The following is a 26,866-nucleotide window of genomic DNA, read 5'->3' as shown; positions in this document are numbered from 1 at the left end:
GCGGGATGTCCATCGGTAACGAGCAAGGACACCGTCGCTTGAGCGCTTAGTCGCCCACCCCGCCATCGCAACCCAACCCAGACCTAAACTGCCCCTAAAACAGCCCGCCACGTCCCAGGCTCGGGTCCATGAACCCGCCATTGCCGCTCGGTTGGGTCGAAATCCCGCCGCCATATTGCTGCTGCATGTTCTGCTGGCGCTGGATGGCGTCCATGGCGTTGACGTCGATGCCGATGATGGAGGTCATCTGGTTGGGGCCGCTCCCGGGCTTGAACGCCTCCTGGATGGCCGCCTCGCCTTCGAACGCCTTGGCGCCGGTATTGGGATTGATCCAGGCGGTGGTCATGCCTGTGGGCACGTTGAACGGGGTCGGAGGCTTGCCCTGCAGGGCCTTGGCCATGAAATTGGTGAAAATCGGCACCGCCATGCCGCCGCCGGTCGAGGACGAACCCATCGAGCGCGGCTTGTCGTAGCCGATATAGATGCCCACCGCCAATTCCGGGGTAAAGCCGACGAACCAGGCGTCCTTGTAGTCATTGGTGGTGCCCGTCTTGCCTGCCACCGGGCGATTCAGCGCCCGTGCCGCCGTGCCGGTGCCGCGCTGTACCACACCTTCCATCATCGAGGTGATCTGGTACGCGGTCATCGGGTCGAGCACCTGCTCGCGATTGTCGAGAATGCGCGGTTCGCCCTGCCCGTGCCAATCCTCGGCGGCGCAGCCCTCGCAGATACGATGGTCGTGGCGATAGACCGTGGTGCCATAACGATCCTGGATGCGGTCGATCAGCGTCGGCACGATCTTGCGCCCACCATTGGCAATGGTGGCATAGGCAGCCGTCATGCGCATATCGGTGGTTTCACCGGCACCCAGCGCCATGGCCAGAACCGGCTGCATATCGTCGTAAATGCCGAACATGCGGGCATAGTCGGCGATCAGCGGCATGCCGATATCGCGGGCCAACCGCACAGTCATCACGTTGCGGCTGCGCTCGATGCCGCGGCGCAGCGTCTGCGGTCCATAGAATTGCTGCGAGTAATTTTCCGGCCGCCATACCGACCCATCGGCCATGCGCACTTCCACGGGCGCATCCAGCACCACCGAGGCCGGCGTATAGCCATTGTCCAGCGCCGCCGCATAGACGATGGGCTTGAATGACGAGCCGGGTTGCCGGAGCGCCTGGGTGGCGCGGTTGAACTCGGATTCCGCGAAGGAGAAGCCGCCGACCATAGCCAATACACGGCCTGTACGCGGGTCCATCGCCACCAGCGCACCCTCGATCTCGGGCACCTGCTCGAGCGTGTAGATTCCATCCTTGCCCGCCACCGGCGAAACATAGACCACGTCTCCGACCTTCAGAATATCCTGCAAGGGCTTTGAAACCCAACGGATTTCCGGCCCGGACAGCGTGCCCACCGTGCGCTCGGGCGACAGTGCACCATCGACGTCATTGTCCGGTCGCAGGCCAATCGTCGCCTGGTTGCTGCCCATCTCCAGCACCACGGCCAGCTGCCATTCCGGCACATCGCTCAGCGGCTTGATGGCGGCGACATCGACGCCCCAGTCGTCGCCCAGCTCGATGCTGGCCACTGGCGTCCGGAAACCGCGGCCGTGATCGAAGGCGATCAAGCCGTCCATCAATGCCCGCCTGGCATATTCCTGCAGCCGCGGCTCCAGCGTCGTGCGCACCGACAGGCCGCCGCCATAAAGCTGGTCCTCGCCGTAGAGCTTTGCCAGTTCACGCCGCACTTCCTCGGTAAAATATTCGGCCGAATAGAGCTGGCTGCCCGCCGCGCGCGGGATGACGTTGAGCGGCTCGGCCTTGGCAACCGCGGCGTCGGCGGCGGTCACATAGCCATTCTCCACCATGCGGTCGATCACCCAGTTGCGGCGCTCGATGGCTGCCTGCGGGCGACGGAACGGATGATAATTGTTCGGCCCCTTGGGCAGCGCCGCGATATAGGCAGCCTCAGAAAGGGTCAGTTGATACAGCGCCTTGTCGAAATAGTTGAGCGCCGCCGCCGCCACGCCATAAGAATTGAGCCCGAGGAAAATCTCGTTGAGATAGAGCTCGAGGATCTTCTCCTTGGTGAAGGTCGACTCGATGCGAATGGCGAGAATCGCCTCCTGGATCTTGCGGTCCCAGGTTTGCTCGGAGGTCAGCAGGAAGTTCTTGGCCACCTGCTGGGTAATGCTGGAGCCACCGCCCTGGATGGAATTATTGCCGTCCATGCGCGCCACGAGATTGTCGCGCACCGCGCGCACCAGCCCTTCGAAAGCGATGCCGCCATGGCTGAAAAACTCCTTGTCCTCAGCCGAAAGGAAAGCCTGCACCAGCAGCGGCGGCACCGTCTCGATCGGCTGGAACAGCCGGCGCTCACGCGCATATTCGGCCAGCAGCGTCCCGTCTGCGGCATGCACGCGCGTCGTCACCGGCGGCTGATAGTCCTTGAGCACGGTATAGTCGGGCAGTTGCGCCGTCACCGTCGCCAGATAGACGGCGCCGACTGCCACGCCGGCCAGCGCCAGGAACATGCCGAAACCAAAAAGCCAGCCGAGCAATCGAAACATTCAGTCAGCAATCCTGCGCTGCGAGCGCCAGCACCGCTTCCGGCGTCGAGGCAGTCTTAAAATCATAGCAAATGCTCATGGCTGGGTCTCCAGGCTGTCGAAATAGCTGGAAATACCCCGAGCGATGGCATTGGCGGTCCGGTCCCGCCAGTCCGATTGCATCAGATTGGCGATATCATTGGCATTGGACAAGAAGCCCAGCTCGATCAGTACCGAGGGCACGTCAGGCGCCTGAAGCACGAAAAAATCCGCCTGCCGCACCGGGAACCGGCGCAGCGCCACGCTGGGCTCGAGCTGGTGCACGATAGCCTGTGCCGCCATGAAGGACTGCACCCGCATTTCGCGGCGCATCAGGTCCAGCAGAATATCCACCACCTCGGGCGCCATCTGCTGCGGCACGGTGAAACCGGCAATCACATCGGTCTTGTTTTCCGAGTCGGCCAGCACCTTGTCGAGCACGTCGGTGGCGTTTTCGTCGCGCGTATAGACGCTGGCGCCGCGAATCTCGGGCTGCTGGAAGCTGTCGGCGTGGATGGACAAAAACAGGTCTGCCTTGTTGCCGCGCGCCAGCGCCACGCGCTCTTCGAGCCGCAGATAGGTGTCGTCCTCGCGTGTCAGCGCCACGTCGAACCGCCCCGACTCCACCAGCAATTCCTGCAGGCGCAGGGCGAAGGCGAGGACGATGTCCTTCTCCTTGATGCCACCGGCCGCTTCCGCGCCGCTGTCGATGCCGCCATGACCTGGATCGATCACCACCAGCGGTTTGCTGTCGAACGGCAATTCCGATCCGCCGGCTGGGGTCGACTGGGCCGGAGCAGTGGCGATGCTTTCCGATGCCTGTCGGTCGCGCTCGACATTGGCGGCGAATTCCTCGGGCGTTGCGGCGATGATATCGACCACGAGCCGCGCCGGCTGGTCCTCGAACGGGTCGAGCACATAGGCCTGCTGCACCTGGGCCGGGCCCGACAATTCCAGTGTGGTGCGCACTCGATCGGGCGCCGCCTGCTCGATCGTGTAGGCGGAGACGAGGCCCGGCTCGCTCGGCACGCCCTCCGCTTCAGGCACCGAAAACGTCCCCGCCCGCACATCGACCGCAAGCCGGTTTGGCTCGCTCAACGATACGAAGGAGAACTCGGTCTTGCCGGCAAGGTCGATCACCAGGCGCACGCGCTCGGGCGTGGCCGTCAGGCGCGCATCCATGACATTGGGCAGGCCCGGGGGCTCCTGCGCCAGGCTGGGCACAGCCAGCGCCATGGCGGCAAACAGCACGAGCAGCGTCAGGCGGAAAAATTCTCGGGTCAAACTTGGGCCGGCCCCTGGGTGGTGAACGGGTCGCATCGCATGGCGCTCGGGCGATTCTGCGGCATGGATGGCCTTATGCGATGATTTGCGCCCCCGGCCAAGAAAGCAGCGTTGAAATTGGCGCCACTCGAGACAATTTGACTTTCCTGTTGCCAATCTGGCGCATTTTTCCTACATGCTGAAGCTGCAGGCGCGTGTGTTTCGCGGCCATTTTCGAGGGACTGACACCCCTTCCATGGCTCGAAACAGGGCTGGACGGTCATACGCAGAAGGCGTTCCGGTCCAGAACGGAAGTTGCGGTTTCAGCGCCCGTTTGAAGAATTTCGGCTTTCAACAGCCGGACGGTGGCAGGCCCAGGGCCAGCCACCCAATAGGAAGAGGTCATATGGCCCGCAGGCGGACAGAGCGCGACGCGATCGAACAGACCGATTGCCGTTTTGCTTCGCCCTTTCTCCCGGCCAAGACCACCACAAACCCTGCGCTGAACGTGAGAGGTTCGCGCCCAATTCTATCCAACCCATACGCCCCGCAACGCGCCACACCCAGGATGCCGGTTTTCCGGCGGCCTCTTGTCGGCGCGCGGGTGCGCGGAGTTCATTATGGCGACCAAGAGAATGCTGGTGGATGCCATCCACCCGGAAGAAACACGGATTGTCGTTACCGCCGGTAACCGGCTGGAGGAGTTCGATTTCGAATCGGCGACCCGCCGCCAATTGCGGGGCAATATTTACCTCGCCAAGGTCACGCGGGTGGAGCCCAGCCTCCAGGCGGCCTTCGTTGAATATGGCGGCAATCGCCACGGCTTCCTCGCCTTCAGCGAAATCCACCCCGATTACTACCAGATCCCCGTTGCCGACCGCGAAGCCCTGCTGCGCGACGAAGAGCACGAGGACGAAAGCCATGACGACGCCGAAGACACCGTCTCGGTGCCCGAAGGCGTTGCTGAAACCGATGCCGAAGCCGATCCGCAGGAACCCGGCGAGGCCAGCCATATCGAGCAGGCCCCGGCCAATAGCGAACCGGTCGAATCCATCGGTGGCGCCGACGCGCTCGAGGAAGTGCCGGAGCGTCGCCGCTCCAGCCAGCAGCGTCGTCACCAGTACAAGATCCAGGAAGTCATCAAGCGCCGCCAGGTGATGCTGGTGCAGGTGGTCAAGGAAGAGCGCGGCAACAAGGGCGCCGCTCTCACGACCTATCTGTCGCTCGCCGGCCGCTATTCCGTGCTGATGCCGAACACGGCTCGTGGCGGCGGCATCTCGCGCAAGATCACCAATGCGGCCGATCGCAAGCGCCTCAAGGAAATCACCTCGGACCTGGAAGTGCCGCAGGGCATGGGCGTCATCCTGCGCACCGCAGGTGCCTTGCGCACCAAGGCCGAGGTCAAGCGCGACTTCGAATATCTGATGCGCCTCTGGGAAAGCGTGCGCACGCTGACCCTGCAGAGCCAGGCGCCCTGCCTGGTCTATGAAGAAGGCAGCCTGATCAAGCGGACCATCCGCGATCTCTACAACAAGGACATCGACGAAGTTCTGGTCGCGGGCGACAACGCCTATCGCGAGGCCAAGGACTTCATGAAGATGATCATGCCGTCCCACGCCAAGAACGTGAAGCCTTATGGCGAAGAGCAGCCGCTCTTTTCCAAGTTCGGCGTCGAGAACCAGCTCGACCAGATGTTCTCGCCCGTGGTCACCCTGCCCTCCGGCGGTTACATCGTCATCAACCCGACCGAAGCACTCGTTTCGATCGACGTGAACTCGGGCCGCTCCACCAAGGAGCATAATATCGAGGACACCGCGCTCCAGACCAATCTGGAAGCCGCCGATGAAGTGGCTCGCCAACTGCGCCTGCGCGATCTTGCCGGTCTCATCGTCATCGACTTCATCGACATGATGGAGAACCGCTCCAACCGGGCCGTCGAGCGCAAGCTCAAGGATTGCCTCAAGGACGACCGCGCCCGCATCCAGGTGGGTCGCATCAGCCATTTCGGCCTCATGGAAATGAGCCGCCAGCGCATCCGTTTCGGCGTGGTCGAAAGCTCCACCCACAAGTGCCCGGTCTGCGAAGGCACCGGCCTCGTGCGCTCCACCGAATCTCTGGCGCTGATGATCATGCGTCACATCGAGGATCACGTGCTGCGCAAGCAGGGCCAGTCCATCAATGTGCGCGTGCCCACCGACGTGGCGCTCTACATCCTCAACTACAAGCGCGACACCCTGACCGCGCTTGAGGCCCGCAACGCGCTCTCGATCACCATCACCGCCGATAGCAAGCTCACCGGCCAGCAGTTCGGCATCGAAAAGGGCGAAACCCGCGTCTCGTCCTATGTCGATCAGCGCGTGGCCGCCCATGTCCGCGTCGACAGTGCCGTCATTGAAGACGATGTCGAGGAAGAGATCGTCGAGGACGCCGACGAGAGCGAAGAAACCGAAGCCCGCGCCGACACCGGCGAAGGTGAGGGCAATGGTCGTCGTCGTCGCCGCCGCCGCCGCCGTGGCGGCAATGGCGAGCGTTCGGAAGAGCGCGCACCGCAGCAGCAGCAGGCTCAGGACTATGATGCCGAAGCCGCTGGCGACACCGAAGAGGGTGATGAGGACGACGACAGCGCCGAGAACGGCGCGGCCCGCAATGCCGCCGAAGGTGATGGCGAAAACCGCCGTCGCCGCCGTCGCGGCCGCCGTGGCGGTCGTCGCAACCGTCGCGACCAGGATGGCGAGGCCAATGGCAACGAGGCCACCGAGAACGGTGATGCCGTGACCGAAGAAGCCGCAACGGCGGCCGCTCCGGCCGAGGCAGAGGCTGCTCCGGCTGTTGCCGAAACCACCCCTGCAGAAGCCGCTCCCGCTTCGGAAGAGGTCGCTGCCGAGCCTGTCGCCGAAGAAAAGCCCAAGCGTAAGCCCCGCGCCCGCAAGCCCAAGGCCGAAACCGCTGAAGCCGTACCGGCTGAAGCTGCGCCCGCCACGGAAGAAGCTGCGAGCGAGCCCGCCGCCGAGGAAAAGCCCAAGCGCAAGCCTCGTGCCCGCAAGCCCAAGGCTGAAGCTGCCGAGGCGACGACCGAAGCTGCCGTCAGCGCCCCCGCTGCCATCGAGGCAGCACCGGCCGCCGAGCCAACCAGCGCAACTGCAGAGCCTGCGCCCGAGGCCAAGCCTGCCCGGATCCGTCGCGTGAAGAAGGAACTGCCGCCCGAGGGCGTCGTGGTCACCTCAAGTGCCGCGCCGGCCGAAGAAACCCCGGACAGCCCCGCCGAAAGCGAGGGCAACACCGATGGCGAGCCGGACAAGAAGAAAAAGGTCGGCTGGTGGCAGCGCCGCCTCGGCCTCGGCTAAAAAATAAGGGGCGGCCTCCGGGCCGCCCTTTTTCCATCCGTTTGCGCATACTGGCGCATCTCGTTGAAGTCTGGGCCTCTCACCGCCTGCGCTTCCCTCGCCTTGACCGGCAGCGCGGTCGCATACGGGTTCGAGCGTGTTGCACACCCCTCCCAACCGCCCCCTTGAGGGGAAGTGTTCACTTTGGGCTCATCGGGAGGCACCGAGGCTTAGGCTCCTGCTCTCCCTCCCCCTTCTACAGGGGGAGGTTAGGTGGGGGTGCTGCAGGTTCAGCAAACTCCAATCAACGAACGGATTCCCGGATGGTTCAGCACCCCCACCCTCATTCCCAGTCCGTTCGAGCGTAGCTCGAATGGCCTTCTCAACTAAAATCGCTCCACTGGAGCGATTTTGCCTCCGGCACGGGTCGAAGCCCCTCAAGGGGAGGAGAGTCCGTGGCCATATGCGATAGCCCTCTTACCCCCGCCCCAGACGCCGCAGAAAGTGAAGGGTCTCGACCTCATCTAGGTCGAGCATCTCGACCGGCTTGAGCCGCCCGGAGCGGCGCAATTGACCCTCCTGCCAATGCTCCTGCACCGCCGGATGCACATAGCATTGCCGGCAGACGGTGCGGGTATTGCCCAGCCGCGCCGCCACCTGGTCGATAATGGCATTGACGGTGCGGGCCTGGCCCGACTTGGTCTCGGGGCGTTCCGTGGCTTCGAACAGGCCAAAAGCGCGCACTGTGGCCGCCCAGGTACGGAAATGCTTGGAGGTAAAACCGGGCCCGGCAAAGTTCGAAATATAGGCGTTCACATCGCGCGAGGAGATGGCGTGATTCCCCTCCTCGCCCTCATATTTGAACAGATGCTGCCCCGGCAGGTCCTGCAGGGAGCGCACCAGTCGGGCGATGCGTCGGTCGGCCAGTTGCAGCCGCCAGTGTTTGCCCGATTTGCCCTTGAAGCGGAAATGCAGAGTGCTGCCTGAAATCTCGACATGGCGATTGCGCAATGTCGTCAGTCCGAAACTCTTGTTGTCGCGCGCATAGCTGGGATTGCCGACGCGGATCAGGCTGTTATCGAGCAACCAGACCACCGAGGCCACCACGCGCTCATAGCCCAGTGAGCGGCGGCGCAAATCCACCTCCACCTGTTCCCGCAGGGTCGGCAGCGCCGCGGCGAAGGCGGCCAGCGTCTCGAACTTGGTGGCGCTGCGGTGCTGCGTCCAATCGGCATGATAGCGATATTGCTTGCGGCCGCGCTCGTCGCGACCGGTGGCCTGGATATGGCCGCTCGCGTCTTTGCAGATCCACACATCCTGCCAGGCTGGCGGAATGACCAGCGCCTTGATGCGCTGGAGGTCCCGCGCGTCGGGCCGCGCTCCATCGGCGTCTAAATAGGAAAAACCGGTGCCGCGGCGCAGGCGGCGCCAGCCCGGGCCGTCATCGGAGCAGTAGGACAGGCTGGGAGCGGGCGCGATCTCGTCGGCGCGCATCCGGTCATAAAGCGGTCGCAGTGGAAACATGGCACAGCCTCGCGGAGCTACCGCCGAGCAATGACCGACCTGCCACCGCAGTTCCTGGCTGGCTGATCACTTCTGCGGAACATGAGGCGCGTGGTGACGTTGGTGCCCCGCAGCGCTTTCCCTGTGAAGAGGCAACTGATCGCCATCGCCTTTCGTTAACAAATCGTTACCATCTGGCACGGCGATTGCCCCTGAAGGGTCATGATGCCGTGGTGCCTGGTCCATTCCGGACCAGGGCGGCCCAAAATGGAACAGTCGATGCACGGACTGACCGAGAACGACACAGACCGGGACAATAGCCTTGTGGGCCTGCCCACCCTGATCGAGGCCAATGGCGCGCGTCCCTCTTCGGCCCGCACTGCCCCCACCGCCGCCTTTGTCAGCCAGCTGATCGCCGCGCGCGACCGCCTGCCCCCGCAACGCGCCCGTCGCCAGGGCACAGTCGACGGCGCCATCGGCGCCTATGGCAAAGGCGCCCGCATCGCCGAGCGCCGCATGCCCCAGGGCTACCGCAAGTCGGTGGTAGCCTGAGCTTTTAGCGTTTCAAGTTTGGCTACCCGCCTCCACTGGAGCGGCATGCTCCATGTCGTCGGGGGCCTTGGGCATGATGCGGCGCATGAAGACACTGAAGCGGTCGATATAGGTCAGGAGCACCGGCACCACCAGCAAGGTCAGTGCCGTCGAGCTGATCAGCCCGCCGATCACCGCATGGGCCATAGGCGCGTTCTGGCCGCTGCCTTCGTGCAGATTGAGGGCGAGCGGCAGCATGCCGAAGATCATGGCCAGCGTGGTCATGATGATTGGGCGGAAGCGGGTGACCCCGGCCTCCACCAGTGCGTCATAGAGATTCCAGCCCTCGCGCACATGCTGGTTGGCATTGTCGACCAGCAGGATGGCGTTCTTGACCACGAGGCCCATCAACATGATGAAGCCGATGGCCGAGAACATGTTGAGCGTCGAACCACCGATCAGCAGCCCCACCATCACCCCGATAATGGCAAGGGGGAGCGAGCCCATGATGGCCAGCGGCTGGAGGAAACTGCCGAACTGGCTCGCCAGCACCAGGTAGATGAAGATGACGGCGAGCAGCAAGGCCGACCCGACCGTGCCCATGGTGTCGGCGATCTGTTCAACTTCCCCACCAAAGGAGCTGCGATAGCCGGCAGGGAAGTCGATCCGCGCCAGCGCCGCCTGCAATTGCGGGGCGACCGCCCCCAGTTCCACCCCTTCGACATTGGCGGTAATGGTGACGCCGCGCTGCAGGTCCTGCCGGTTGATGGTCGAGGGACCGGTGCTTTCCACCACCTCGGCCACCTGCCCCAGCGTGATCATGCCCGCAGAACCGGTGGCCCCGGACTGAGCGATCGGCAGATTGCCGATGGCATCGACATCGTTGCGCAGATCCTGCGGCAGCCGCACCACCACCGAATAGACCTGCCCGTTCTGGGCCGTCCAGTCGGCGACATTCTCGCCGCTGATCAGCGGCCCCAGAGTGGCGGCGATCTGGCCCATGGAGACGCCAAGACTATCGGCGAGCTCGCGATTGACCCGGATACCCACCACCGGCTCGGCGTCGTCAAGGCTCGACGACACGTCGATCAACCCGTCGATGCGGCGCATATCGGCCATCAGCTGTTCGGAGAGCCGCTCGAGCACCACGATGCTGTCGCCATAAAGCGTCACCGAGACCGGTGCCGTGCCCGCCCCCAGATTGGAGGCCACCGAGACCTCGAATTCGGCGCCCGGCACCGCTTCGAGCGCCCGGCGAACCCGCGGCATCAGCTCACTGGGCGTGGAACTGCGCTCGGTCTTGTCGACCATGGTGACGGTGAGCGTGCCGCTATTGGAGCCGGAGGCGGCAAGACTGCCGGAAATGGTCGAATAGGTGGTTTCGATATCTGGGAAGCTGCGCACCACCGCCTCGGCCTGGCGCAGCTTGCTGGCGGTATATTCCTTGGCCGAGCCGGCCGGGGTTTCCACCTTGATGGTGAAGATACCCGTATCGGTGGCCGGCATGAATTCGACGCCGACGCGCGGGAACAGCATGACCGAGCCGACCAGCGACAACAGTGCGATCAAGAGCACGGTCTTTCTAAATTTCAGCCCCCAGCGGATGAGATGGCGATAGCCCTCGGTGATCCATTCGAACAGCCGGTCGAACTGCTGCACCGCCTTGCCCACCGGGCCGCGCTTGGCATGGGGATTGGCCGCCGGATCGTACCAGACGCTCGACATCATCGGATCGAGGGTGAAGGCGACGAAGAGCGAGATTAGCACCGCCACCGAGACGGTCACGCCGAACTGCAGGAAGAACCGGCCCATGATCCCGTCCATGAAAGCCACGGGCAGGAACACCGCGACGATGGAGAGCGTCGTCGCCATCACCGCAAGGCCGATTTCATTGGTGCCATCCAGCGCCGCCTGGCGGTGGCTCTTACGCATATGCAGGTGTCGCGTGATGTTTTCGCGCACCACGATGGCATCGTCGATGAGAATGCCGACGGCCAGCGACAAAGCGAGCAGGGTCATGGTGTTGAGCGAAAAGCCCATCACATGCAGCGCCACCATGGTGCCGATGATCGAGATCGGCAGCGTGAGGCCGGTGATGATGGTGGAGCGCCAGGAATTGAGGAACAGGAAGACGATGACCACCGCCAGCGCCGCACCCTCCACCAGCATGTTCTGCACGGCGTGGAAGGAATCCTCCACCGGCTTGGCATTGTCCACCACCACCTGGATCTTGACCGCATCCTTAGGCAGTTCGGTGGCCTCGAGCCGATCGATGGTGCGGCGAATTTCGGCGGCGACCCCGACCGTATTGGCGCCCTGGGTCTTGAGAATGTCGATGGCCAGCGCCCGCTCGCCATTGAGAATGGCGAGGCTCGTGGCCTCCCCGGTGCCGTCCTCGATGGTGGCCACGTCGCGCAGTGTGACGGGCTGCCCGCCCTGGTTGCCGACGGTGATATCGTAAAAATCCTGCTCGTCCTCGAGCCGCCCCAGCACCTGGATCGAGCGGACGATGCTGTCCTGGGTGATGGCGCCGGCGGCCAGATCCTTGTTGGCGGCCTGCAGCGCCGAAATCACCGCGCCGGGGCTGATATTGAAGGCCGAGAGGCGATCGGGATCGATATTGATATTGAGCTGCCGCGGCACCCCGCCGACGACGCTGGCGCTGCCCACTCCATCGATATTGGACAGGCGCTTGGCGATGACATCCTTGGTCAGCGCGGTGAGGTCGCGATCCGAGAGCGTCGTGGAGCTGACCGCCAGCGACAGCAGCGGCAAGGCCGCCGGATCGAAGCGCAGCACCTGTGGATCATTGGCGCCGGCCGGCAGCCGCGCCTTGACCGGGTCGATCTTGTCGCGGACGTCCTGGGCCTTCTGCTGGGAATTGGCCTCGAGGTCGAAGATCATGATGATCATGGCCTGGCCGGCCTGGGCCACCGACTGGATGGTATCGAGCCCGGCAATGGTATTGACCGCATCCTCTATGGGCTCGATGACGTCGGCCTCCACCGCCTCGGGCGAGGCGCCGGGATAGGAAACGACCACCGCCACGACCGGCAGGTCGATATCGGGCAGCTGCTCCACCGGCAGGCGCTGATAGGAATAAATGCCGAAGACCATGATCGCCACCATGACCATGGTGGCAAAGACGGGATGATTGACGCTGATGCGGGTCAGGAACATGGCTCAGTTCCCCAGCACTTCATAGGCGTCTCCGGCCGCAAGGGTGGTGAGCGCCGCCGCGACCACCACATCGCCTGCGGCCAGTCCCTCGACCTCGCGCACACGGCCGCGATCCCATTCGGCGCTGGGGGTGACCGGCTTGCGCACCAGCGTGCCATTGTCGAGCACCAGCACGAAGCTGCCATCGGCATCCTCGAAGAGGGCGGTGGCCGGCAGGGCGATGGCATCGCGCTTTTCCGCCACGGTAATATAGCCGGTCGCGAACATGCCCCCGCGCAACAGGCCCTCGGTGTTTTCGATCGACACATAGATCGGCACCGCGCGAGTGCCTGAAATCGCCACCGGATTGACCCGCGTGACGCTGCCGGTGAAGGTCCTGCCCTCGATCCCGGTGACGGTAATGCCAACACTCTGGCCCGGCTTGACCAGCGCACTGGAATTGACCGAGGCAGAGGCGTCGAATTCCATGGCGTCGAGATTGACCACGGTAAAGAGCGGCGTGCCGGCACTGATCGTCTGGCCCGGCTCCACCGAACGGACTGAGACCACACCATCGAGCGGCGAGCGCACCGTGGCATTGTCGAGCGCGATTTCGGCGCTTTCGACGGCGCTTTCGAGCCCTGTGAGATTTGCAGCGAAGGTCGCAACCGAGGTGCGCGCCTGTTCCAGTGTCGAGGGACTGGCCAGGCCCTGGCGTGCCAGTTCCTCGGTGCGTTCAAGCTGCTGGCGCGCCGATGCCAGTTGCAGGCGCGTGGCCTCGGCGGTGGCGCGCTGCTGATTGACCTGCAGCGCCAGGGTGGCCCGATCGATCTCGGCCAGCACCGCGCCTTGGGCAACGGTGTCGCCCGGCCGCACGGTGACGCTCAGCACCCGGCCCGACGCCATGGACGCCACAGCCGACTGCTGGCCCGGCACCAGCGTGCCGGTGACCTTGACAGTCTGGCTCAGCGTCGTCGGGGCAATCTCGACGATTTCGCTGGCCAGCAATTGCTTGACCACCGGCGCCGTGTCTTCGCTGGAAACCCCCGGCTCAGGGGCAGGCGGGCGCAGCAGCACGAAGCCGACGGCCCCCACGACGATCACGCCCAGCACCACCCAGCGCAGGATACGGCGCTTGGGCTTTTCGCCATTGGCGATGCGGCGGGCATTTTCCTTTTCGAAACGGCTTTGGGCCCATCCGGGCTTGGCATGGACTTGGGTCATTCACTGTCCCCCTGGGGTGGACGCTGACGCAGCGTCTCGGCCCACTGATCGAGAATTTCTGCCGACTGGCTGTAAAAGCCGGTGAGATGATCGATGCGCTTTGCCGCATCCTGATCCTCGGCCCGCAGCGCGGCGGCACAGGCTTGCATGGTGGCGGCATAGCGCCGGAACCGGGTAGCGACGTCGCCGATCATATCGGTATAGGGCGACTGCACCATCTGGTAGTAATCCTGCCGATCCCCGGCGCGGGTGGTGAGCTTGAGCACCCCGCCCTTGGCCAGCAGACGCGTATTGGTGCTGACGCTGGCTCGACTGACGCCGAGCCGCTCACTGATCTGGGAGAGGCTCATTTCGCGGCCCTCGGCCAGGAGCAGCCCGAAAATCCGCCCGGCAATGCGCGGCGCTCCACTATCCTGGAGCACCAGTCCCATCTCTTCGATAAACCGGTCGACGGCGGCCATGGCGAACCTTGCTTCATTTCGTTCAGTGCATACTGAACATACGAGACGATGTAAACACCATCAGCCCCAATCCGCGCAAAGTCATCACGATCCCGTGACTGCCCGATCCCTGCCCCGGTAAGGGCGTTGGTTTGGATCATCGCGATAAAGGGAGAAAAGATAATGCCGAGACGCCGCACCGTTCTCACCGGCCTTGCCGGACTGCCCCTGCTCATGCTTGCTGGCGCCCAGTTCAGCCCGCTTCTTGCCCAGGACACCGACTTGGCCGATACCATCGCCACCGATCAGGGCGACCTCACCATTCATCCGGTCGACCATGCCAGCATGGTGCTGCATTGGGGCGATCATGTCATTTATGTCGACCCAGTGGGCGGCGCCGAACGCTATGCCAGCCTGCCCGCGCCCACCGCTATCCTCATCACCCATGGCCATGGCGACCATTTCGACCTGCCCACGCTTGAAGCCATCGCCACCGGCGTGCCGATCACGGCCAATGCCGAAGTCTTCGACAAGCTGCCCGAGGACCTGAAGGCCAATGCCACCAGCCTGGCCAATGGCGAGGCGGGCGACATTGCCGGCATCCCGCTGCGCGCCGTCGCTGCCTACAATACCAGCGAGGACCGCCTACGCTATCATCCCCAGGGCGTCGGCAATGGCTACATTCTGAGCTTTGGCGACAAGACCGTTTATGTGGCCGGGGATACCGAGCCCACGCCCGAAATGCTGGCCCTCAGCGATATCGATGTCGCCTTTCTGCCGATGAACCTGCCCTATACCATGACGCCCGAACAGGCGGCGAAAGCGGTCAACGCGTTCAAGCCGGCCATCGTCTATCCCTACCATTATGGCGATAGCGATCTCGGCCTCTTCGAAAATGCCGTCGACAAAGGCATCGAGGTCAGGCTCCGCAACTGGTATCCCAGCGCCGGCTGAATGGCCCTCAGCGCCCGCCAGGCTCTTGACTCCGGGGCCCTTTGCCCTGATAAGCCCAGCAACCTGCGCATTGGCCCTGCCTTTGCGCTGGTTGTGTTTGAAAACGCTGCTCGAGGCTGCCGGCCGGTATGACATCGGCCCTCTGACCCGAAAAGCCCGCGGAACGGCACGAAATCCGCGGCGCCACAGAGCGCGACAGATAGGGACCGGTTGCACATCCAGCCGGCATGAATATGACTTTCGCCGTTATCAAGACGGGCGGGAAGCAGTACAAAGTTGCTGCCAACGACGTCATCAAGATCGAAAAGCTCGACGCCGAAGCCGGCGACATCGTCACCTTTGACGAAGTCCTCATGGTTGGCGACACCATCGGCGCTCCGCTGGTGGAAGGCGCCCTGGTCGCTGCTGAACTGGTGGAAACCAAGAAGCAGAAGACCGTCATCATCTTCAAGAAGCGTCGCCGCCACAATTCGCGTCGCCGCAATGGCCACCGTCAGCTGCTGACCACCGTCCGGATCACCGAGATCCTGACCGGCGGCGCCAAGCCGACGATCAAGGCTGCTGCCAAGGCAGAGACCACCGAAGCCGTCGCCGAAAAGGCCCCGGCCAAGAAGGCTGCGCCCAAGGCTGAAGCCGCCGCTGACGCACCGGCCAAGAAGCCGGCTGCCAAGAAGGCTGCTGCCAGCGAAGACACCGCCGCTGAAAAGCCGGCGAAGAAGGCCCCGGCCAAGAAGGCCGATAAGGCCGACAAGGAATAAGGAGCTTAGACCATGGCACATAAGAAAGCAGGCGGTTCATCCCGCAACGGTCGTGATACCGCTGGCCGTCGTCTTGGCGTGAAGAAGTTCGGTGGCGAAGCTGTGCTCGCCGGCAACATCATCATCCGCCAGCGCGGCACCAAGTGGGCTCCGGGCACCGGCGTCGGCCTGGGCAAGGATCACACCATTTTCGCACTCGTGGACGGCCATGTGTCGTTCCGCACCCGTGCGAACTCCAAAGTACACGTTTCTGTCGTCCCGGCAGAGGCCGCCGAATAACCCGGCAGGCCTGACCAACCCGCCGGTGACCAGTTCCCCGGCGCAGTGTTTGGCAAACAACAGATGCGAAAGGGGAATCGGTCCGCCGGTTCCCCTTTTTCCGTCTGGAGTTTTGCATCGTGACCACCATCAAGAGCCGTCTGCCCCAAACGCTCACCACCCAGCGCCTGGTCCTGACCGCGCCGACCCTTGACCATGTCCCGGCCATCGCAAAACTCTGCAACAACAAGAACATCCACCAATGGATGAGCCGCCTGCCCTTCCCCTATGCGGAAGCGGATGCGCGCTTCTTCGTCGAGACCGTCGTCCCCAGCGCCGAAGAGGCCTGCTATGGCATCACGCGCGAGGACGAATTCATGGGCGTTGTGGGCCTCCATTTCGCACAAGGCGAATTGCCCGAGCTCGGCTATTGGCTGGGCGAGCCCTATTGGGGCCATGGCTATGTCACCGAGGCGGCGCGCGCCGTGGTCGCGGCGGCCAGGGCGGCAGGGGCCAGCGCCCTGCGCTCGCGCGCACTCAGCACCAATGCCCGCTCGCTCAACGTTCTCGGCAAGCTCGGCTTCCTCGAAACCGGCAAGGGCGCCGAGCCCATCGGACCCAATGCCGGCATGCCCGCGACCTTCCTCAGGCTGGACTGGGACAGATGATCACGCTCAAGACCGATCGCCTCATCCTGCGCTCCGCCCGGCCGGACGATGCGCCCAGCTATACTTTGGGCATTGGCGAATTCGCCGTTGCCCGCTGGCTCACCCCGGTGCCCTGGCCCTGCTCGCTGGCCATGGCCATGGACTGGCTGCGCCAGACGCCGCGCAATACGCCCGAGCATGCGCTGTTCATCATCGAACGTCCCGGCAAGGGATTGATCGGTTCGATATCGCTGATGGACGAACTCGGCTTCTGGATCGCCCGCCCCTTCTGGGGACGGGGTTATGGCACCGAAGCGGCCGCGGCGGTGATCTCCTGGCATTTCAGCGAGACCGAGCGCGAGGCCATTCCCTCCAGCGCCCATCACGACAATGCCGCCTCGCTCAGGCTGCAGCACAAGCTCGGCTTTGTCGATGAGGGCCATGAAATGCGCTATTCCCAGGCCCTGCAAAACCATGTCGATCATGTGATAACCAGACTGACGCGCACCGCCTGGCAGGCGCGGGGAGACCAACAATGCGCCTGACAGACACCCTCCCCCAGACCATCGCCACCGAGCGTCTGCTGCTGCGCGCCCCGCGCATGAGCGATGCCGAAGCGCTGGTGACAGAGGCCAATAATTGGAAAGTGCTGGAGCCCACCGCGAGCCTGCCTTTTCCCTATCTACCCGAACATGCCGAGGGGTTTATCACCCGCGCCGCGCATAAACCGGGCCAGCGGTCCTATGTCATTGCGGGCAGCGGGGATGACAGGCTCAAGGGCGTCATCGGCTTCTACTTTTTCGAAGACCGCCCGGTCGAGCTCGGTTATTGGCTGGGCGAAAGCCATTGGGGTCAGGGCCTTGCACCCGAGGCGGTCACCGGTTTGGTCGAGGCCGCCGAAGCTTTGGGGATCACCCCCATCCGCGCCCGTGTTCTCGCCGGCAATGCCGCCTCGGTGCGCGTGCTGCAAAAGACCGGCTTTGTCGTGATCGAGGAAACGCTGAGCGTGGTCGAACGCCATCGCGGCCGGCCGCTGCTCCTCATGGAGCGCCGCCGATGAACCCAACGCTCAATACCGCCCGCCTGCTGCTGCGCCCCCCGCAGAGCCTCGACGCCCCAGCAATCGCCCGCTACCTCAACGATATCGACGTGGCTGGCAATCTGGCGCGCGTGCCCTTTCCCTACCATCTCGCCGATGCGCAGGGCTGGCTGCGCACCCGCAAGCCGGACCTGGCTCCCGACGAGGTCAATTTCGCCATCGAGATTCATGGCGCCTATGCCGGCCAGGTGGGATTTCATCCCGGCGCCGAGGGCCCCGTGATCGGCTATTGGCTGGGCAAGCCCTTCTGGGGCCGGGGCATCATGACCGAAGCGGTCACCGCCAGCCTCGCCTGGTTCTTTGCGGCAACGGCAGCGCCCATGATCTATTCCGGTGTTTTCCATTTCAATGCCGCCTCGCTCGCCATCCAGAAGCGGTTGGGCTTTGTCGAGACCGGACGATCAAGCCTGCTCTGCCTTGCGCGCGGCGCCGAGGTGGAGCATATCGAGACCCAATTGTCGCGCGAGAGTTTCCAGGACCACCAGCACCGGTCGGCGCCGGGCGGAAACCATACGCAAGCGAACACCTAGCCTGGAAGGCACGACAGCAATGAAATTTCTCGATCAGGCCAAGGTCTATATCAAATCCGGTTCCGGCGGCGCCGGCGCCGTCAGTTTCCTGCGCGAAAAATTCGTCGAATTCGGTGGCCCCGATGGCGGCAATGGCGGGCGCGGCGGCGACATCATCGCCGAATGCGTCGAAGGCCTCAACACCCTGATCGACTATCGCTACCAGCAGCACTTTCGCGCCGATACCGGCGTGCATGGCATGGGCCGCAACCGCACCGGCGCCGATGGCGCCGACGTCATCCTGCGCGTCCCCAAGGGTACCCAGATTTTTGAGGAAGACCAGGAAACCCTGATCGCCGATTTCACCGAGGTCGGCCAACGGGTCGTGCTGCTCAAGGGCGGCAATGGCGGCTTCGGCAATGCCTATTTCAAGACCAGCTCCAACCAGGCGCCGCGCCGCGCCAATCCCGGTCAGGAAGGCACGGAAAAAGGCATCTGGCTGCGGTTGAAGCTCATCGCTGATGCCGGCCTCGTCGGGCAGCCCAATGCCGGCAAGTCGACCTTCCTCGCCGCCGTCTCCGCCGCCAAGCCAAAGATCGCCGATTACCCCTTCACCACGCTCCACCCCAATCTGGGCGTGGTGCGCGTCGGCGAGCGCGAATTCGTGCTGGCCGATATTCCGGGTCTCATCGAAGGGGCGAGCGAGGGCATCGGCATTGGTGACCGGTTCCTCGGCCATATCGAGCGCTGCAATATTCTCATTCACCTGATCGACGGCACCAGCGAAGACGTGGCCCATGTCTATAAAGCGGTGCGCTACGAGCTGGCCGCCTATGCCGACGTGCTGGCCGACAAGGACGAGATCGTCGTCCTTAACAAGGTCGATGCGCTGAGCGAGGACGAGATCAAGGCCAAGGTCAAGGCCCTCAAAAAGGCCTCCAAGGCCGAAGTGCGCCTGGTCTCGGGCGTCACCGGCCAGGGCGTCGAACAGGTGCTCTGGGACGTCATCAACTTCCTCGACGCCGAAAAGGCCGAGGCTGTCGAGATGGAAAAGAAGGCCACGGAAACAAAATGGACGCCGTGATGGGCAGTCTCCTCGGCACAATTGTAGCACCCCCTCCCAACCTCCCCCTGAAACAGGGGGAGGGGTGGGCTGGTTGCGGCCCTCGATCGCGTCACGCGCACAAGGCCGCCCCTCCCCCTTCTTCAGGGGGAGGCTGGGTGGGGGTTTCTGGATTGCCTTTGGAAACCATCCGATGAACCCCCTCGCCCCCTATCGCCGTATCACCATCAAGATCGGCTCGGCTCTGCTCGTCGACAAGGCCGGCAAGCTGCGCGCAGCCTGGTTGGCCGATCTGGCCGAGGACATTGCCGCGCTCAAGTCCGAGGGCCGGGAGATCGTCATCGTCTCCTCCGGCGCCATTGCCCTGGGCCGGGGCCTGCTCGGCCTCTCCGCCGTCACCCTCACGCTCGAGCAGAGCCAGGCCGCTGCCAGCGCCGGACAGATCGCTCTATCCCAAGCCTGGGCCGAGGCATTGGGCCGGCACCAGATCGTCACCGGGCAGATCCTCATCACCCCCAATATCACCGAGGAACGTCGCTACTTCCTCAATGCGCGCACCACCATCCAGACGCTGCTGGGTCTGGGCGCCATTCCCATCATCAACGAGAATGACAGCGTCGCCACCGCCGAAATCCGCTATGGCGACAATGACCGCCTCTCGGCCCGCGTCGCCACCATGATCGAGGCCGATCTTCTGGTGCTTCTCTCCGATATCGACGGGCTCTATACAGCCCCGCCGGCCAAGGACCCCGCCGCCGCCCACATTCCGGTGGTCGAGCGCATCACCCCGGCCATCGAGGCCATGGCCGGCGGCGCCGCCAGCCATCTCTCGCGCGGTGGCATGACCACCAAGGTCGAGGCCGGCAAGATCGCCACCCTGGCCGGCACCGCCATGATCATCGCCAAGGGCACTGAAACCCATCCGCTCAAGCGCCTGGGCGAAGGTGGCTTACACACGCTCTTCCAGGCCGCCACCTCCCGCGCCCAGTCGCGAAAACGCTGGATCATGGGCACGCTGGCCGTCTCGGGCACCGTCCAGGTCGATGCCGGCGCGGCCGGTGCGCTTAAGAATGGCCGCTCGCTGCTGCCCGTCGGCGTCACCCGGATCACCGGGGAGTTCGAACGCGGCGACACCATTGCCGTGATCGGCCCGGATGGTATCGAAATCGCCCGCGGCCTCTCCGGGCTCGACAGCGACGATGCGCGCCTGGTCATGGGCAAGAAGAGCCACGCCATTGTCGAATTGCTGGGCGCTGGCAACCGCGCCGAAATGGTGCATCGCGACAATATGGTCCTGACAGGCAGTAAAGAGGAGCTAGCGTCATGAGCGCCGTCCAAGCCACCCCGAGCCTTGCCGAGATCATGGGCGAGATCGGCCGAAATGCCCGCATCGGCGCCAGCGCCCTCAAGATCGCAACCTCAGAGCAGAAGCGCACTGCCCTGCTCACCGCCGCTGGCGCCATCAACGCCCATCGCAAAAAAATCCTTGCCGCCAACGAGCTCGACATGGCCGCCGCGCGCGAAAAGGGCATTTCCGGCGCCTTTCTCGATCGCCTGCTGCTCACCGACGCGCGTATCGACGGCATTATCGAGGCCGTAAAGACCATTGCCGAGCTGCCCGATCCGGTGGGCACGGTCATCGCCGAATGGGATCGGCCCAATGGCCTCCATATCGAGCGTGTCCGCACCCCCCTCGGCGTCATCGGCGTCATCTTCGAAAGCCGCCCCAATGTTACGGCAGATGCCGGGGCGCTCTGCATCAAGTCGGGCAATGCCGTCATCCTGCGCGGCGGCTCGGATTCTTTTCATTCCTCCCGCGCTTTGGTCGATTGCCTGCTCGACGGGCTGCATCTGGCCGGCCTGCCGGTCGAATGCGTCCAGCTCGTGCCCACCACCGACCGCGAAGCGGTGGGGGAAATGCTCAAGGGCCTGGGCGGCAATATCGACGTGATCGTGCCGCGTGGCGGCAAGTCCTTGGTGGCGCGTGTCCAATCCGAAGCGCGCGTGCCGGTCTTTGCCCATCTCGAGGGCCTGGTGCATGTCTATATCGACCGCTCGGCCGATCTCGACAAGGCCGTCGCCGTCACCCTCAACGCCAAGATGCGCCGCACCGGCATTTGCGGCGCCGCCGAAACCCTGCTGGTCCACAAGGACGTGGTCAAAACCCATTTGAAGCCGATCATCACTGCGCTCGTGGCAAAGGGCTGCGAAATCCGCGGCGATGCGCAGGTCATGTCATTGATCCCCGAAGCGCTGGAAGCCACCGAGGAGGATTGGAAAACCGAATATGAGGACGCCATCATCTCGGTGAAGGTGGTCGACAGCATCGAGCAAGCCATCGCCCATATCGAGCATTATTCCAGCCATCACACCGAAGCGATCATCGCGGAGGACCTGGAAGCCGTCGAAAAATTCTTCAACGAAGTCGACAGCGCCATTCTCGTCCACAACGCCTCCACCCAGTTCGCCGATGGCGGCGAATTCGGTTTTGGCGGCGAAATCGGCATCGCCACCGGCAAGATGCATGCGCGCGGCCCGGTTGGCGTCGAACAGCTCACCAGCTTCAAATACCGCCTGCGCGGCAATGGGCAGTTGAGGCCTTGAACTTGGTTTCTGTTCTGCTGGGCCCCCACCCAACCTCCCCCGGAAGACGGGGGAGGGGCCCATCCAGTACGCCACTCTCTCAGCGCCCCTCCTCTTCTCCTCCCCCTCCTTCAGGGGGAGGCCGGGTGGGGGTGTTCATGGCTAGCTCTTCGAAGCAGCGCCACCCATGACCCTGCGCCCGCCCCTCCGCATTCCCGGCATCACCACGCTGCCCCCCTCGGCATCGGGCATGCGCATCGGCCTTTTCGGCGGCTCGTTCAATCCCATCCATGACGGCCATATCCTGGTCATGGAGGAAACCATGCGCCGGCTGGAGCTCGATGCGCTCTGGGTGCTGGTCACCCCCGGCAATCCGCTCAAGAACAATGCGAAACTGCCATCGCTCACCGAGCGGGTGACGGCGGCCCGCGCCCGCATTGGCCATCCGCGCATCCGCGTCACCGGCTTCGAGGCCGAGAAGGGCTTCGTCTATACCTGGCAGACCATTGCCTTCCTGACCCGGACGATGCCCGACCGGCGCTTTGTCTGGATCATGGGCGCCGACAGTCTCGCCGATTTCCATCGCTGGGAACGCTGGCGCGATATCGCGGCCATGGTGCCCATTGCCGTCTATGCGCGACCGGGATCGGGCCGGCGGGCCCTGGCCTCCCGCGCTGCCAGCGTGCTCGACCATGCCCAGCTCGACGAGAGCGCCGGTCCCCTCCTGCCCTATGCGCAGCCGCCCGCCTGGATCTATCTGCAGGGGCGTCAATCCGCGCTGTCCTCGACCGCCATTCGGGCCCAAAAGGGGCTGACTACGGCGTGATCGCGCCATGACCTTGCAAAAATCCCCATAAACGCGCATATTTGGCCGGAGTGATCACTGTCACCGGAACAGGAACTGACGGCTTGCCGTTTTTCACGACGCCGCAACATTCCGATCAACAACCAAGGATGCTTATCTCTCGCATGACCCATGCACGCGCATGGGCGGAAGGCCGTTTCTGATGGCCGCGCTGCCCGAAAACACACTTTCCGCTTCGCCGACCCCGGCTGCCACCGCTTCGAAGTCCATGATCGACGTCATTCTCGATACGCTCGAGGATGCCAAGGCCGAGGAAACCGTTGCCGTCGATATCACTGGCAAGTCCTCGCTGGCCGACCATATGGTGGTGACCTCGGGTCGCTCGCACCGGCACGTCGCCGCTGTCGCCGACCAGCTGATCTCGGCCCTGCGCGACCATGGTCACGGCAAGCCGCGGGTCGAAGGCTTGCCCCATGCCGACTGGGTCCTGGTTGATGCCGGCGATGTCATCGTCCACATCTTCCGCCCGGAAGTGCGCGAGTTCTATAGCCTCGAAAAGATGTGGCAGGCCGATTTCGCCGCCGACCAGCACTGAGCCGGACCGCACTGGATGCGCATTGCCATTGCGGCCGTGGGCCGGATGAAGAACGGGCCGGAGCGCGAGCTCGTGGCCCGTTATCTTGAGCGGGCCAGCGGCACCGGCAAGCCCCTGGCGCTGACCGGCTTTGACGTCTTCGAGATGAGCGAAAGCCGCGCCGGTTCCGCCGCGTCCCGAAAAGCCGAGGAAGCCAAGGCCATTCGCGCCGCCCTGCCGGACGGTCTCCTCGTCACTCTCGACGAACGCGGCAAATCCATCACCTCGGACGCCTTTGCCACCCAGCTCGGTCGCTGGCGCGATGATGGCCGCGCCGCTATCGGCTTTGTGATCGGGGGCGCCGACGGCATCGACCCCGACCTGGTGCGTCAGGCCGATCTCAGCATCAGCTTTTCCCCCATGGTCTGGCCGCACCAATTGGTGCGCATCATGCTGGCCGAGCAGCTTTATCGTGCCACCACCATTCTGTCGGGCCACCCCTATCACCGGGGCGACTGAGCCCCACATGGTTAAGCAATGTTAACCAGCGGTTTGCCAGCCGCTTGCTATGGTGCGCGGGACTGATTCGGGCGATTGCCCAGGCAAGGAGATGCCATGCGGCCAGGGCCGGGCAGCACAGTGAAAGCGGTTCTGACCGGGCTGGCCCTTGCCGGACTGGTGGCGCTGCCGCTTTCCGCGCAAACCCAGACCGTCGCGCCCGATCCCGCCGTCTCCACTCCAGCCGAAACGCCAGCGCCCGACGCCGCTGCGCCAATAGACACCGAGGCCACCCCGGCAGCGTCTGAGCCTGGCGCCGCGCCGGAGGTCACAATTCCGGCCACCGATACCGCCACCACCAGCGCCGCCGACCTCGAAACCGTGGAATCCTCGCTGAGCCTCAGCCGCGAGCGCATCGACGCGCTCAAGGCCGAAATCGCCGAGATGGAGGGCGACCGCACCCAGCAGAACGCCGCCCTGATTGCCGCGGCGCAACGCGTCAAACTGGCCGAAATCGAAGTGGCCGATGTCGAGGAGCGCCTCTCCGACCTCATCGTGCGCGAACTCGAAGTGCGCGGCCGACTCGATGGCGCCGATGCCGAAATCGCCAATGTGCTCGCTGCCCTGCAGCGCATTTCACTCAATCCTCCGCCGGCGCTGATCGTCGATCCCAGCGATGCCCTGGGTTCGGCACGCGGCGCCATGCTGATCGCTGCCATCGTCCCGCAATTGCGAAGCCGCGCCGATAGCGTGGCCGCCGATCTCAAGACCCTGACGGGAATCAAGGAAGAGGCGCTGGCCGAAGAAGCCACGCTCAAGGCCAACCACGCCGTGCTCGAGGAAGAGCAATTGCGCATCGCCACCCTGATCGCGGCGCGCAAGCAGGGCATTACCCAGCGCAGCACCGAGCTCGAAGCCGAGGAGGCCGAAGCCCTGGCGCTGGCCGAGCGCGCCAGTTCCTTGCGTGAACTGGTTGGGGCCCTGAGCGAGCGCGCCGCCAACAGCGCCGCCGGCACCCCGCAGAACCAGCAGCCCGACGCCCCAATGCTGTCGCCCGAGGCGATCCAGCTGGCTTTTGCCAATGCGGCGCGCACCGAGCCGGCCGTGCCCTTCCCCATGGCCCGCGGCTATCTCGCCCGCCCCGCCAATGGTGAAGTGGCCGTCGCCTTTGGCAGCAATGACAGTCGCGGCGGCATCGCCCAGGGGCAATCCATCCTGACGCGCAACGACGCCCAGGTCCTGGCCCCGGCCGATGGCTGGGTGCTCTATACCGGCCCTTACCTCAATTATGGCCAGATCATCATTCTCAATACCGGCAGCGGCTACACCGCACTTTTGGCCGGGCTTGATTCGATCAGCGTCTCGATCGGGCAATTCGTGCAGATGGGCGAACCCGTGGGTGCCATGGGATCACGCACAATTGGACGGACGGTCACCACCAATGCTGGAAACGCCCAGCCGACCCTTTATATTGAACTGCGACAGAACAACGAGCCTTTCGACCCCGAGGGGTGGTGGGCCAGACAAGAACAGACGGGATAGATAATTCATGCGCTTCCCCCTTATCGGCGCCGGCGCCCTTGCCGTTGCCCTGCTGGTGCCCGCCACCATGCTCATCGCGCAGGACCAGGCCCCGGCTCCCGCAGCCCCGGCTGCCCCGGCCGAGGAAGCCCCGCAGGTCCCGCTCGATCCCAATGCCGAGCAGCCTGAGCCGACCCCCGAGGAAAAGGCCGCCGCCGAGCCGCGCGATCCCTTGCAGGTCTATGCCGACCTCAATCTCTTCGGCGAAATCTTCGACCGCATCCGCAATGAATATGTCGATCCCCCCGATGAGGAGGAGCTGATCCGCGCCGCCATCAGCGGCATGCTGCGCTCGCTCGATCCGCATTCGGACTATTTGCCGCCCGTCGACTATGACGAGACCCGCCAGGACATGTCCGGGCAGTTCGGGGGCCTTGGCATCGAAGTCACCCAGGAAAACGGCATCGTCAAGGTGGTGTCGCCCATCGACGAGACTCCGGCCGCCCGCGCCGGCATTCTCGCCAATGACCTGATCGTGGCACTGGATGGCGTCTCCATCGAAAATCTCTCGCTCGACGAGGCCGTCGACAAGATGCGTGGGCCGATCGGCACCACCATCAAGGTCACGGTGATCCGCGAGGGCGTCAACGAACCGCTCGATTTCGAATTGACCCGCGCGACCATCTCGATGCGCGTCACCCGCTGGTCGATGGAAGGCGACGTCGCCGTCATCCGCCTGGCCCGCTTCACCGAGCAGGCCTTTGTCGGGCTCGAGCGCTCCATCGAGGACATCTACAAGGAGCGCAATGGTACCCCGCCCAAGGGCATCATTCTCGATCTGCGCAACAATCCCGGTGGCCTGGTCGATCAGTCGGTCTATGTCGCCGACGCCTTCCTCAACAAGGGCTCGGTGGTGCTGACTCGCGGCCGCTCCGAGAACGAAAGCGCCCGCTACGACGCCCAGCCCGATCCGCTCGATGCCAAGCTGGCCGATGTGCCGCTGGTGGTGCTGATCAATGGCGGCTCCGCCTCGGCCTCCGAGATCGTCGCCGGTGCTCTGCAGGACCACAAGCGCGCCACCGTGGTGGGCACGCGCTCCTTCGGCAAGGGATCGGTGCAGTCGATCATCTCGCTGGGTCCCGATGGCGCCATGCGCCTGACCACGGCCCGCTACTACACCCCGAGCAACCGCTCCATCCAGGCCTTGGGCATCACGCCCGATATCGAGATCAAGCAGACCGTGCCCGAAGAGTTCAAGGGCCGTGACGAGATCATCGGCGAAGCCGGGCTGGCCGGCCACATCACCGTGGATGGCCAGGAAGAGACCACGGTCGGCTCTTCGGTCTATGTGCCGGTGGACAAGGCCGAGGACAACCAGCTGCAATATGCCATTCGCCTGATCGATGGCGAAGAGACCAACCCGGCCTATCCGCCCAAGGCGGACTGACATCCGAACCGGTCTGCCGGTGCCAACACGATCACTTCACCGATTCAGCGAAACGGTGAAGTGATCTAGACTAGGGGAAGCGCGGGACCCTGATTCTCCCGCGCTTCCGGCCTTTCCCTC

The 26,866-nt window shown here is 64.2% G+C and carries 22 protein-coding genes and 1 pseudogene; 17 read left to right on the top strand and 6 right to left on the bottom strand.

Annotation, left to right across the window (positions count from 1 at the left end; all coding sequences use genetic code 11):
* Positions 1-94: 94 nt before the first annotated feature.
* Entirely contained in the window at positions 95-2,569 is a 2,475-nt protein-coding gene (locus DEVEQU_RS15135) for a penicillin-binding protein 1A (protein ID WP_126151440.1), read from the bottom strand.
* A gap of 75 nt (positions 2,570-2,644) precedes the next feature.
* Entirely contained in the window at positions 2,645-3,871 is a 1,227-nt protein-coding gene (locus DEVEQU_RS15130) for an N-acetylmuramoyl-L-alanine amidase (protein ID WP_164550433.1), read from the bottom strand.
* A 599-nt stretch (positions 3,872-4,470) separates the two neighbouring features.
* Between DEVEQU_RS15130 and DEVEQU_RS15125 the strand changes: the two genes are divergently transcribed.
* Positions 4,471-7,194: an Rne/Rng family ribonuclease gene (locus DEVEQU_RS15125; protein ID WP_126151438.1), complete on the top strand. Its 2,724-nt coding sequence runs from the start codon at positions 4,471-4,473 to the stop codon at positions 7,192-7,194.
* Between the two features lie 456 nt (positions 7,195-7,650).
* Here DEVEQU_RS15125 and DEVEQU_RS15120 read toward each other — a convergent pair whose 3' ends face one another.
* Complete coding sequence (locus tag DEVEQU_RS15120; RefSeq protein WP_126151437.1) at positions 7,651-8,697, bottom strand: DNA topoisomerase IB; 1,047 nt, start codon at positions 8,695-8,697, stop codon at positions 7,651-7,653.
* Positions 8,698-8,943: 246 nt separating this feature from the next.
* Between DEVEQU_RS15120 and DEVEQU_RS15115 the strand changes: the two genes are divergently transcribed.
* A complete protein-coding gene (locus tag DEVEQU_RS15115; protein WP_164550432.1) occupies positions 8,944-9,228 on the top strand; it encodes a hypothetical protein in 285 nt (94 codons plus the stop codon).
* Between the two features lie 12 nt (positions 9,229-9,240).
* Here DEVEQU_RS15115 and DEVEQU_RS15110 read toward each other — a convergent pair whose 3' ends face one another.
* The 3 genes from DEVEQU_RS15110 to DEVEQU_RS15100 are packed head-to-tail and all read right to left on the bottom strand — an operon-like array spanning position 9,241 to position 14,051.
* Positions 9,241-12,387: an efflux RND transporter permease subunit gene (locus DEVEQU_RS15110; protein ID WP_126151435.1), complete on the bottom strand. Its 3,147-nt coding sequence runs from the start codon at positions 12,385-12,387 to the stop codon at positions 9,241-9,243.
* A 3-nt stretch (positions 12,388-12,390) separates the two neighbouring features.
* Positions 12,391-13,590: an efflux RND transporter periplasmic adaptor subunit gene (locus DEVEQU_RS15105; protein WP_126151434.1), complete on the bottom strand. Its 1,200-nt coding sequence runs from the start codon at positions 13,588-13,590 to the stop codon at positions 12,391-12,393.
* Positions 13,587-14,051 carry a GbsR/MarR family transcriptional regulator gene (locus DEVEQU_RS15100; RefSeq protein ID WP_126151433.1) on the bottom strand — a complete coding sequence of 155 codons (465 nt, stop codon included), beginning with the start codon at positions 14,049-14,051 and terminating at the stop codon, positions 13,587-13,589. Before DEVEQU_RS15100 ends, DEVEQU_RS15105 begins: the two co-directional genes overlap by 4 nt.
* Positions 14,052-14,213: 162 nt before the next feature.
* Between DEVEQU_RS15100 and DEVEQU_RS15095 the strand changes: the two genes are divergently transcribed.
* The 15 genes and pseudogenes from DEVEQU_RS15095 to DEVEQU_RS15025 all read left to right on the top strand — a co-directional run bounded on the left by DEVEQU_RS15095 (position 14,214) and on the right by DEVEQU_RS15025 (position 26,746).
* Positions 14,214-14,984, top strand: a complete 771-nt coding sequence (locus tag DEVEQU_RS15095) for an MBL fold metallo-hydrolase (protein ID WP_126151432.1) — start codon at positions 14,214-14,216, stop codon at positions 14,982-14,984.
* Positions 14,985-15,217: 233 nt separating this feature from the next.
* A pseudogene (rplU, locus tag DEVEQU_RS15090) lies at positions 15,218-15,622 on the top strand (50S ribosomal protein L21); the annotation flags it as partial.
* A gap of 132 nt (positions 15,623-15,754) precedes the next feature.
* Positions 15,755-16,021, top strand: coding sequence for a 50S ribosomal protein L27 (gene rpmA / locus DEVEQU_RS15085; RefSeq protein WP_126151430.1), 267 nt, complete (start codon positions 15,755-15,757; stop codon positions 16,019-16,021).
* A gap of 119 nt (positions 16,022-16,140) precedes the next feature.
* Positions 16,141-16,668 (top strand): GNAT family N-acetyltransferase, encoded by a 528-nt coding sequence (locus DEVEQU_RS15080; RefSeq protein ID WP_164550431.1) that lies wholly within the window; start codon positions 16,141-16,143, stop codon positions 16,666-16,668.
* Positions 16,665-17,192: a GNAT family N-acetyltransferase gene (locus tag DEVEQU_RS15075; RefSeq protein ID WP_126151428.1), complete on the top strand. Its 528-nt coding sequence runs from the start codon at positions 16,665-16,667 to the stop codon at positions 17,190-17,192. The genes DEVEQU_RS15080 and DEVEQU_RS15075 overlap by 4 nt, the downstream gene beginning before the upstream one ends.
* Entirely contained in the window at positions 17,183-17,707 is a 525-nt protein-coding gene (locus DEVEQU_RS15070) for a GNAT family N-acetyltransferase (protein ID WP_126151427.1), read from the top strand. Before DEVEQU_RS15075 ends, DEVEQU_RS15070 begins: the two co-directional genes overlap by 10 nt.
* Complete coding sequence (locus DEVEQU_RS15065) at positions 17,704-18,276, top strand: GNAT family N-acetyltransferase (protein WP_126151426.1); 573 nt, start codon at positions 17,704-17,706, stop codon at positions 18,274-18,276. Before DEVEQU_RS15070 ends, DEVEQU_RS15065 begins: the two co-directional genes overlap by 4 nt.
* A gap of 19 nt (positions 18,277-18,295) precedes the next feature.
* The gene (gene obgE / locus DEVEQU_RS15060) at positions 18,296-19,339 is read left to right on the top strand and encodes a GTPase ObgE (RefSeq protein WP_126151425.1); all 1,044 of its coding nucleotides are present in this window, start codon (positions 18,296-18,298) and stop codon (positions 19,337-19,339) included.
* Positions 19,340-19,511: 172 nt separating this feature from the next.
* Positions 19,512-20,645, top strand: coding sequence for a glutamate 5-kinase (gene proB / locus DEVEQU_RS15055; RefSeq protein ID WP_126151424.1), 1,134 nt, complete (start codon positions 19,512-19,514; stop codon positions 20,643-20,645).
* Complete coding sequence (locus DEVEQU_RS15050) at positions 20,642-21,922, top strand: glutamate-5-semialdehyde dehydrogenase (protein ID WP_126151423.1); 1,281 nt, start codon at positions 20,642-20,644, stop codon at positions 21,920-21,922. The genes proB and DEVEQU_RS15050 overlap by 4 nt, the downstream gene beginning before the upstream one ends.
* Before the next feature lie 166 nt (positions 21,923-22,088).
* On the top strand, positions 22,089-22,727 hold the full coding sequence (locus DEVEQU_RS15045) for a nicotinate-nucleotide adenylyltransferase (protein ID WP_126151422.1): 639 nt from the start codon (positions 22,089-22,091) through the stop codon (positions 22,725-22,727).
* 247 nt (positions 22,728-22,974) lie between these two features.
* On the top strand, positions 22,975-23,301 hold the full coding sequence (gene rsfS / locus DEVEQU_RS15040; RefSeq protein ID WP_126151689.1) for a ribosome silencing factor: 327 nt from the start codon (positions 22,975-22,977) through the stop codon (positions 23,299-23,301).
* A 15-nt stretch (positions 23,302-23,316) separates the two neighbouring features.
* Positions 23,317-23,799 (top strand): 23S rRNA (pseudouridine(1915)-N(3))-methyltransferase RlmH, encoded by a 483-nt coding sequence (rlmH, locus tag DEVEQU_RS15035; protein WP_126151421.1) that lies wholly within the window; start codon positions 23,317-23,319, stop codon positions 23,797-23,799.
* A gap of 96 nt (positions 23,800-23,895) precedes the next feature.
* Complete coding sequence (locus DEVEQU_RS15030) at positions 23,896-25,320, top strand: murein hydrolase activator EnvC family protein (RefSeq protein ID WP_126151420.1); 1,425 nt, start codon at positions 23,896-23,898, stop codon at positions 25,318-25,320.
* Between the two features lie 7 nt (positions 25,321-25,327).
* Positions 25,328-26,746: a S41 family peptidase gene (locus DEVEQU_RS15025; RefSeq protein ID WP_223214244.1), complete on the top strand. Its 1,419-nt coding sequence runs from the start codon at positions 25,328-25,330 to the stop codon at positions 26,744-26,746.
* Positions 26,747-26,866: the final 120 nt, after the last annotated feature.

It is taken from the genome of Devosia equisanguinis, assembly GCF_900631955.1.
GTDB lineage: Bacteria > Pseudomonadota > Alphaproteobacteria > Rhizobiales > Devosiaceae > Devosia > Devosia equisanguinis.
This window is presented reverse-complemented; position numbering and strand designations above follow the sequence as displayed.

Excerpts from the sequence above, each read along its gene's own strand:
- DEVEQU_RS15135 (WP_126151440.1), bottom strand. The coding sequence starts at position 2,569 with ATGTTTCGATTGCTCGGCTGGCTTTTTGGTTTCGGCATGTTCCTGGCG.
- DEVEQU_RS15125 (WP_126151438.1), top strand. The coding sequence starts at position 4,471 with ATGGCGACCAAGAGAATGCTGGTGGATGCCATCCACCCGGAAGAAACA.
- DEVEQU_RS15120 (WP_126151437.1), bottom strand. The coding sequence starts at position 8,697 with ATGTTTCCACTGCGACCGCTTTATGACCGGATGCGCGCCGACGAGATC.
- DEVEQU_RS15115 (WP_164550432.1), top strand. The coding sequence starts at position 8,944 with ATGGAACAGTCGATGCACGGACTGACCGAGAACGACACAGACCGGGAC.
- DEVEQU_RS15110 (WP_126151435.1), bottom strand. The coding sequence starts at position 12,387 with ATGTTCCTGACCCGCATCAGCGTCAATCATCCCGTCTTTGCCACCATG.
- DEVEQU_RS15105 (WP_126151434.1), bottom strand. The coding sequence starts at position 13,590 with ATGACCCAAGTCCATGCCAAGCCCGGATGGGCCCAAAGCCGTTTCGAA.
- DEVEQU_RS15100 (WP_126151433.1), bottom strand. The coding sequence starts at position 14,051 with ATGGCCGCCGTCGACCGGTTTATCGAAGAGATGGGACTGGTGCTCCAG.
- DEVEQU_RS15095 (WP_126151432.1), top strand. The coding sequence starts at position 14,214 with ATGCCGAGACGCCGCACCGTTCTCACCGGCCTTGCCGGACTGCCCCTG.
- rpmA (WP_126151430.1), top strand. The coding sequence starts at position 15,755 with ATGGCACATAAGAAAGCAGGCGGTTCATCCCGCAACGGTCGTGATACC.
- DEVEQU_RS15075 (WP_126151428.1), top strand. The coding sequence starts at position 16,665 with ATGATCACGCTCAAGACCGATCGCCTCATCCTGCGCTCCGCCCGGCCG.
- DEVEQU_RS15070 (WP_126151427.1), top strand. The coding sequence starts at position 17,183 with ATGCGCCTGACAGACACCCTCCCCCAGACCATCGCCACCGAGCGTCTG.
- DEVEQU_RS15065 (WP_126151426.1), top strand. The coding sequence starts at position 17,704 with ATGAACCCAACGCTCAATACCGCCCGCCTGCTGCTGCGCCCCCCGCAG.
- obgE (WP_126151425.1), top strand. The coding sequence starts at position 18,296 with ATGAAATTTCTCGATCAGGCCAAGGTCTATATCAAATCCGGTTCCGGC.
- proB (WP_126151424.1), top strand. The coding sequence starts at position 19,512 with ATGAACCCCCTCGCCCCCTATCGCCGTATCACCATCAAGATCGGCTCG.
- DEVEQU_RS15050 (WP_126151423.1), top strand. The coding sequence starts at position 20,642 with ATGAGCGCCGTCCAAGCCACCCCGAGCCTTGCCGAGATCATGGGCGAG.
- DEVEQU_RS15045 (WP_126151422.1), top strand. The coding sequence starts at position 22,089 with ATGACCCTGCGCCCGCCCCTCCGCATTCCCGGCATCACCACGCTGCCC.
- rsfS (WP_126151689.1), top strand. The coding sequence starts at position 22,975 with ATGATCGACGTCATTCTCGATACGCTCGAGGATGCCAAGGCCGAGGAA.
- rlmH (WP_126151421.1), top strand. The coding sequence starts at position 23,317 with ATGCGCATTGCCATTGCGGCCGTGGGCCGGATGAAGAACGGGCCGGAG.
- DEVEQU_RS15030 (WP_126151420.1), top strand. The coding sequence starts at position 23,896 with ATGCGGCCAGGGCCGGGCAGCACAGTGAAAGCGGTTCTGACCGGGCTG.
- DEVEQU_RS15025 (WP_223214244.1), top strand. The coding sequence starts at position 25,328 with ATGCGCTTCCCCCTTATCGGCGCCGGCGCCCTTGCCGTTGCCCTGCTG.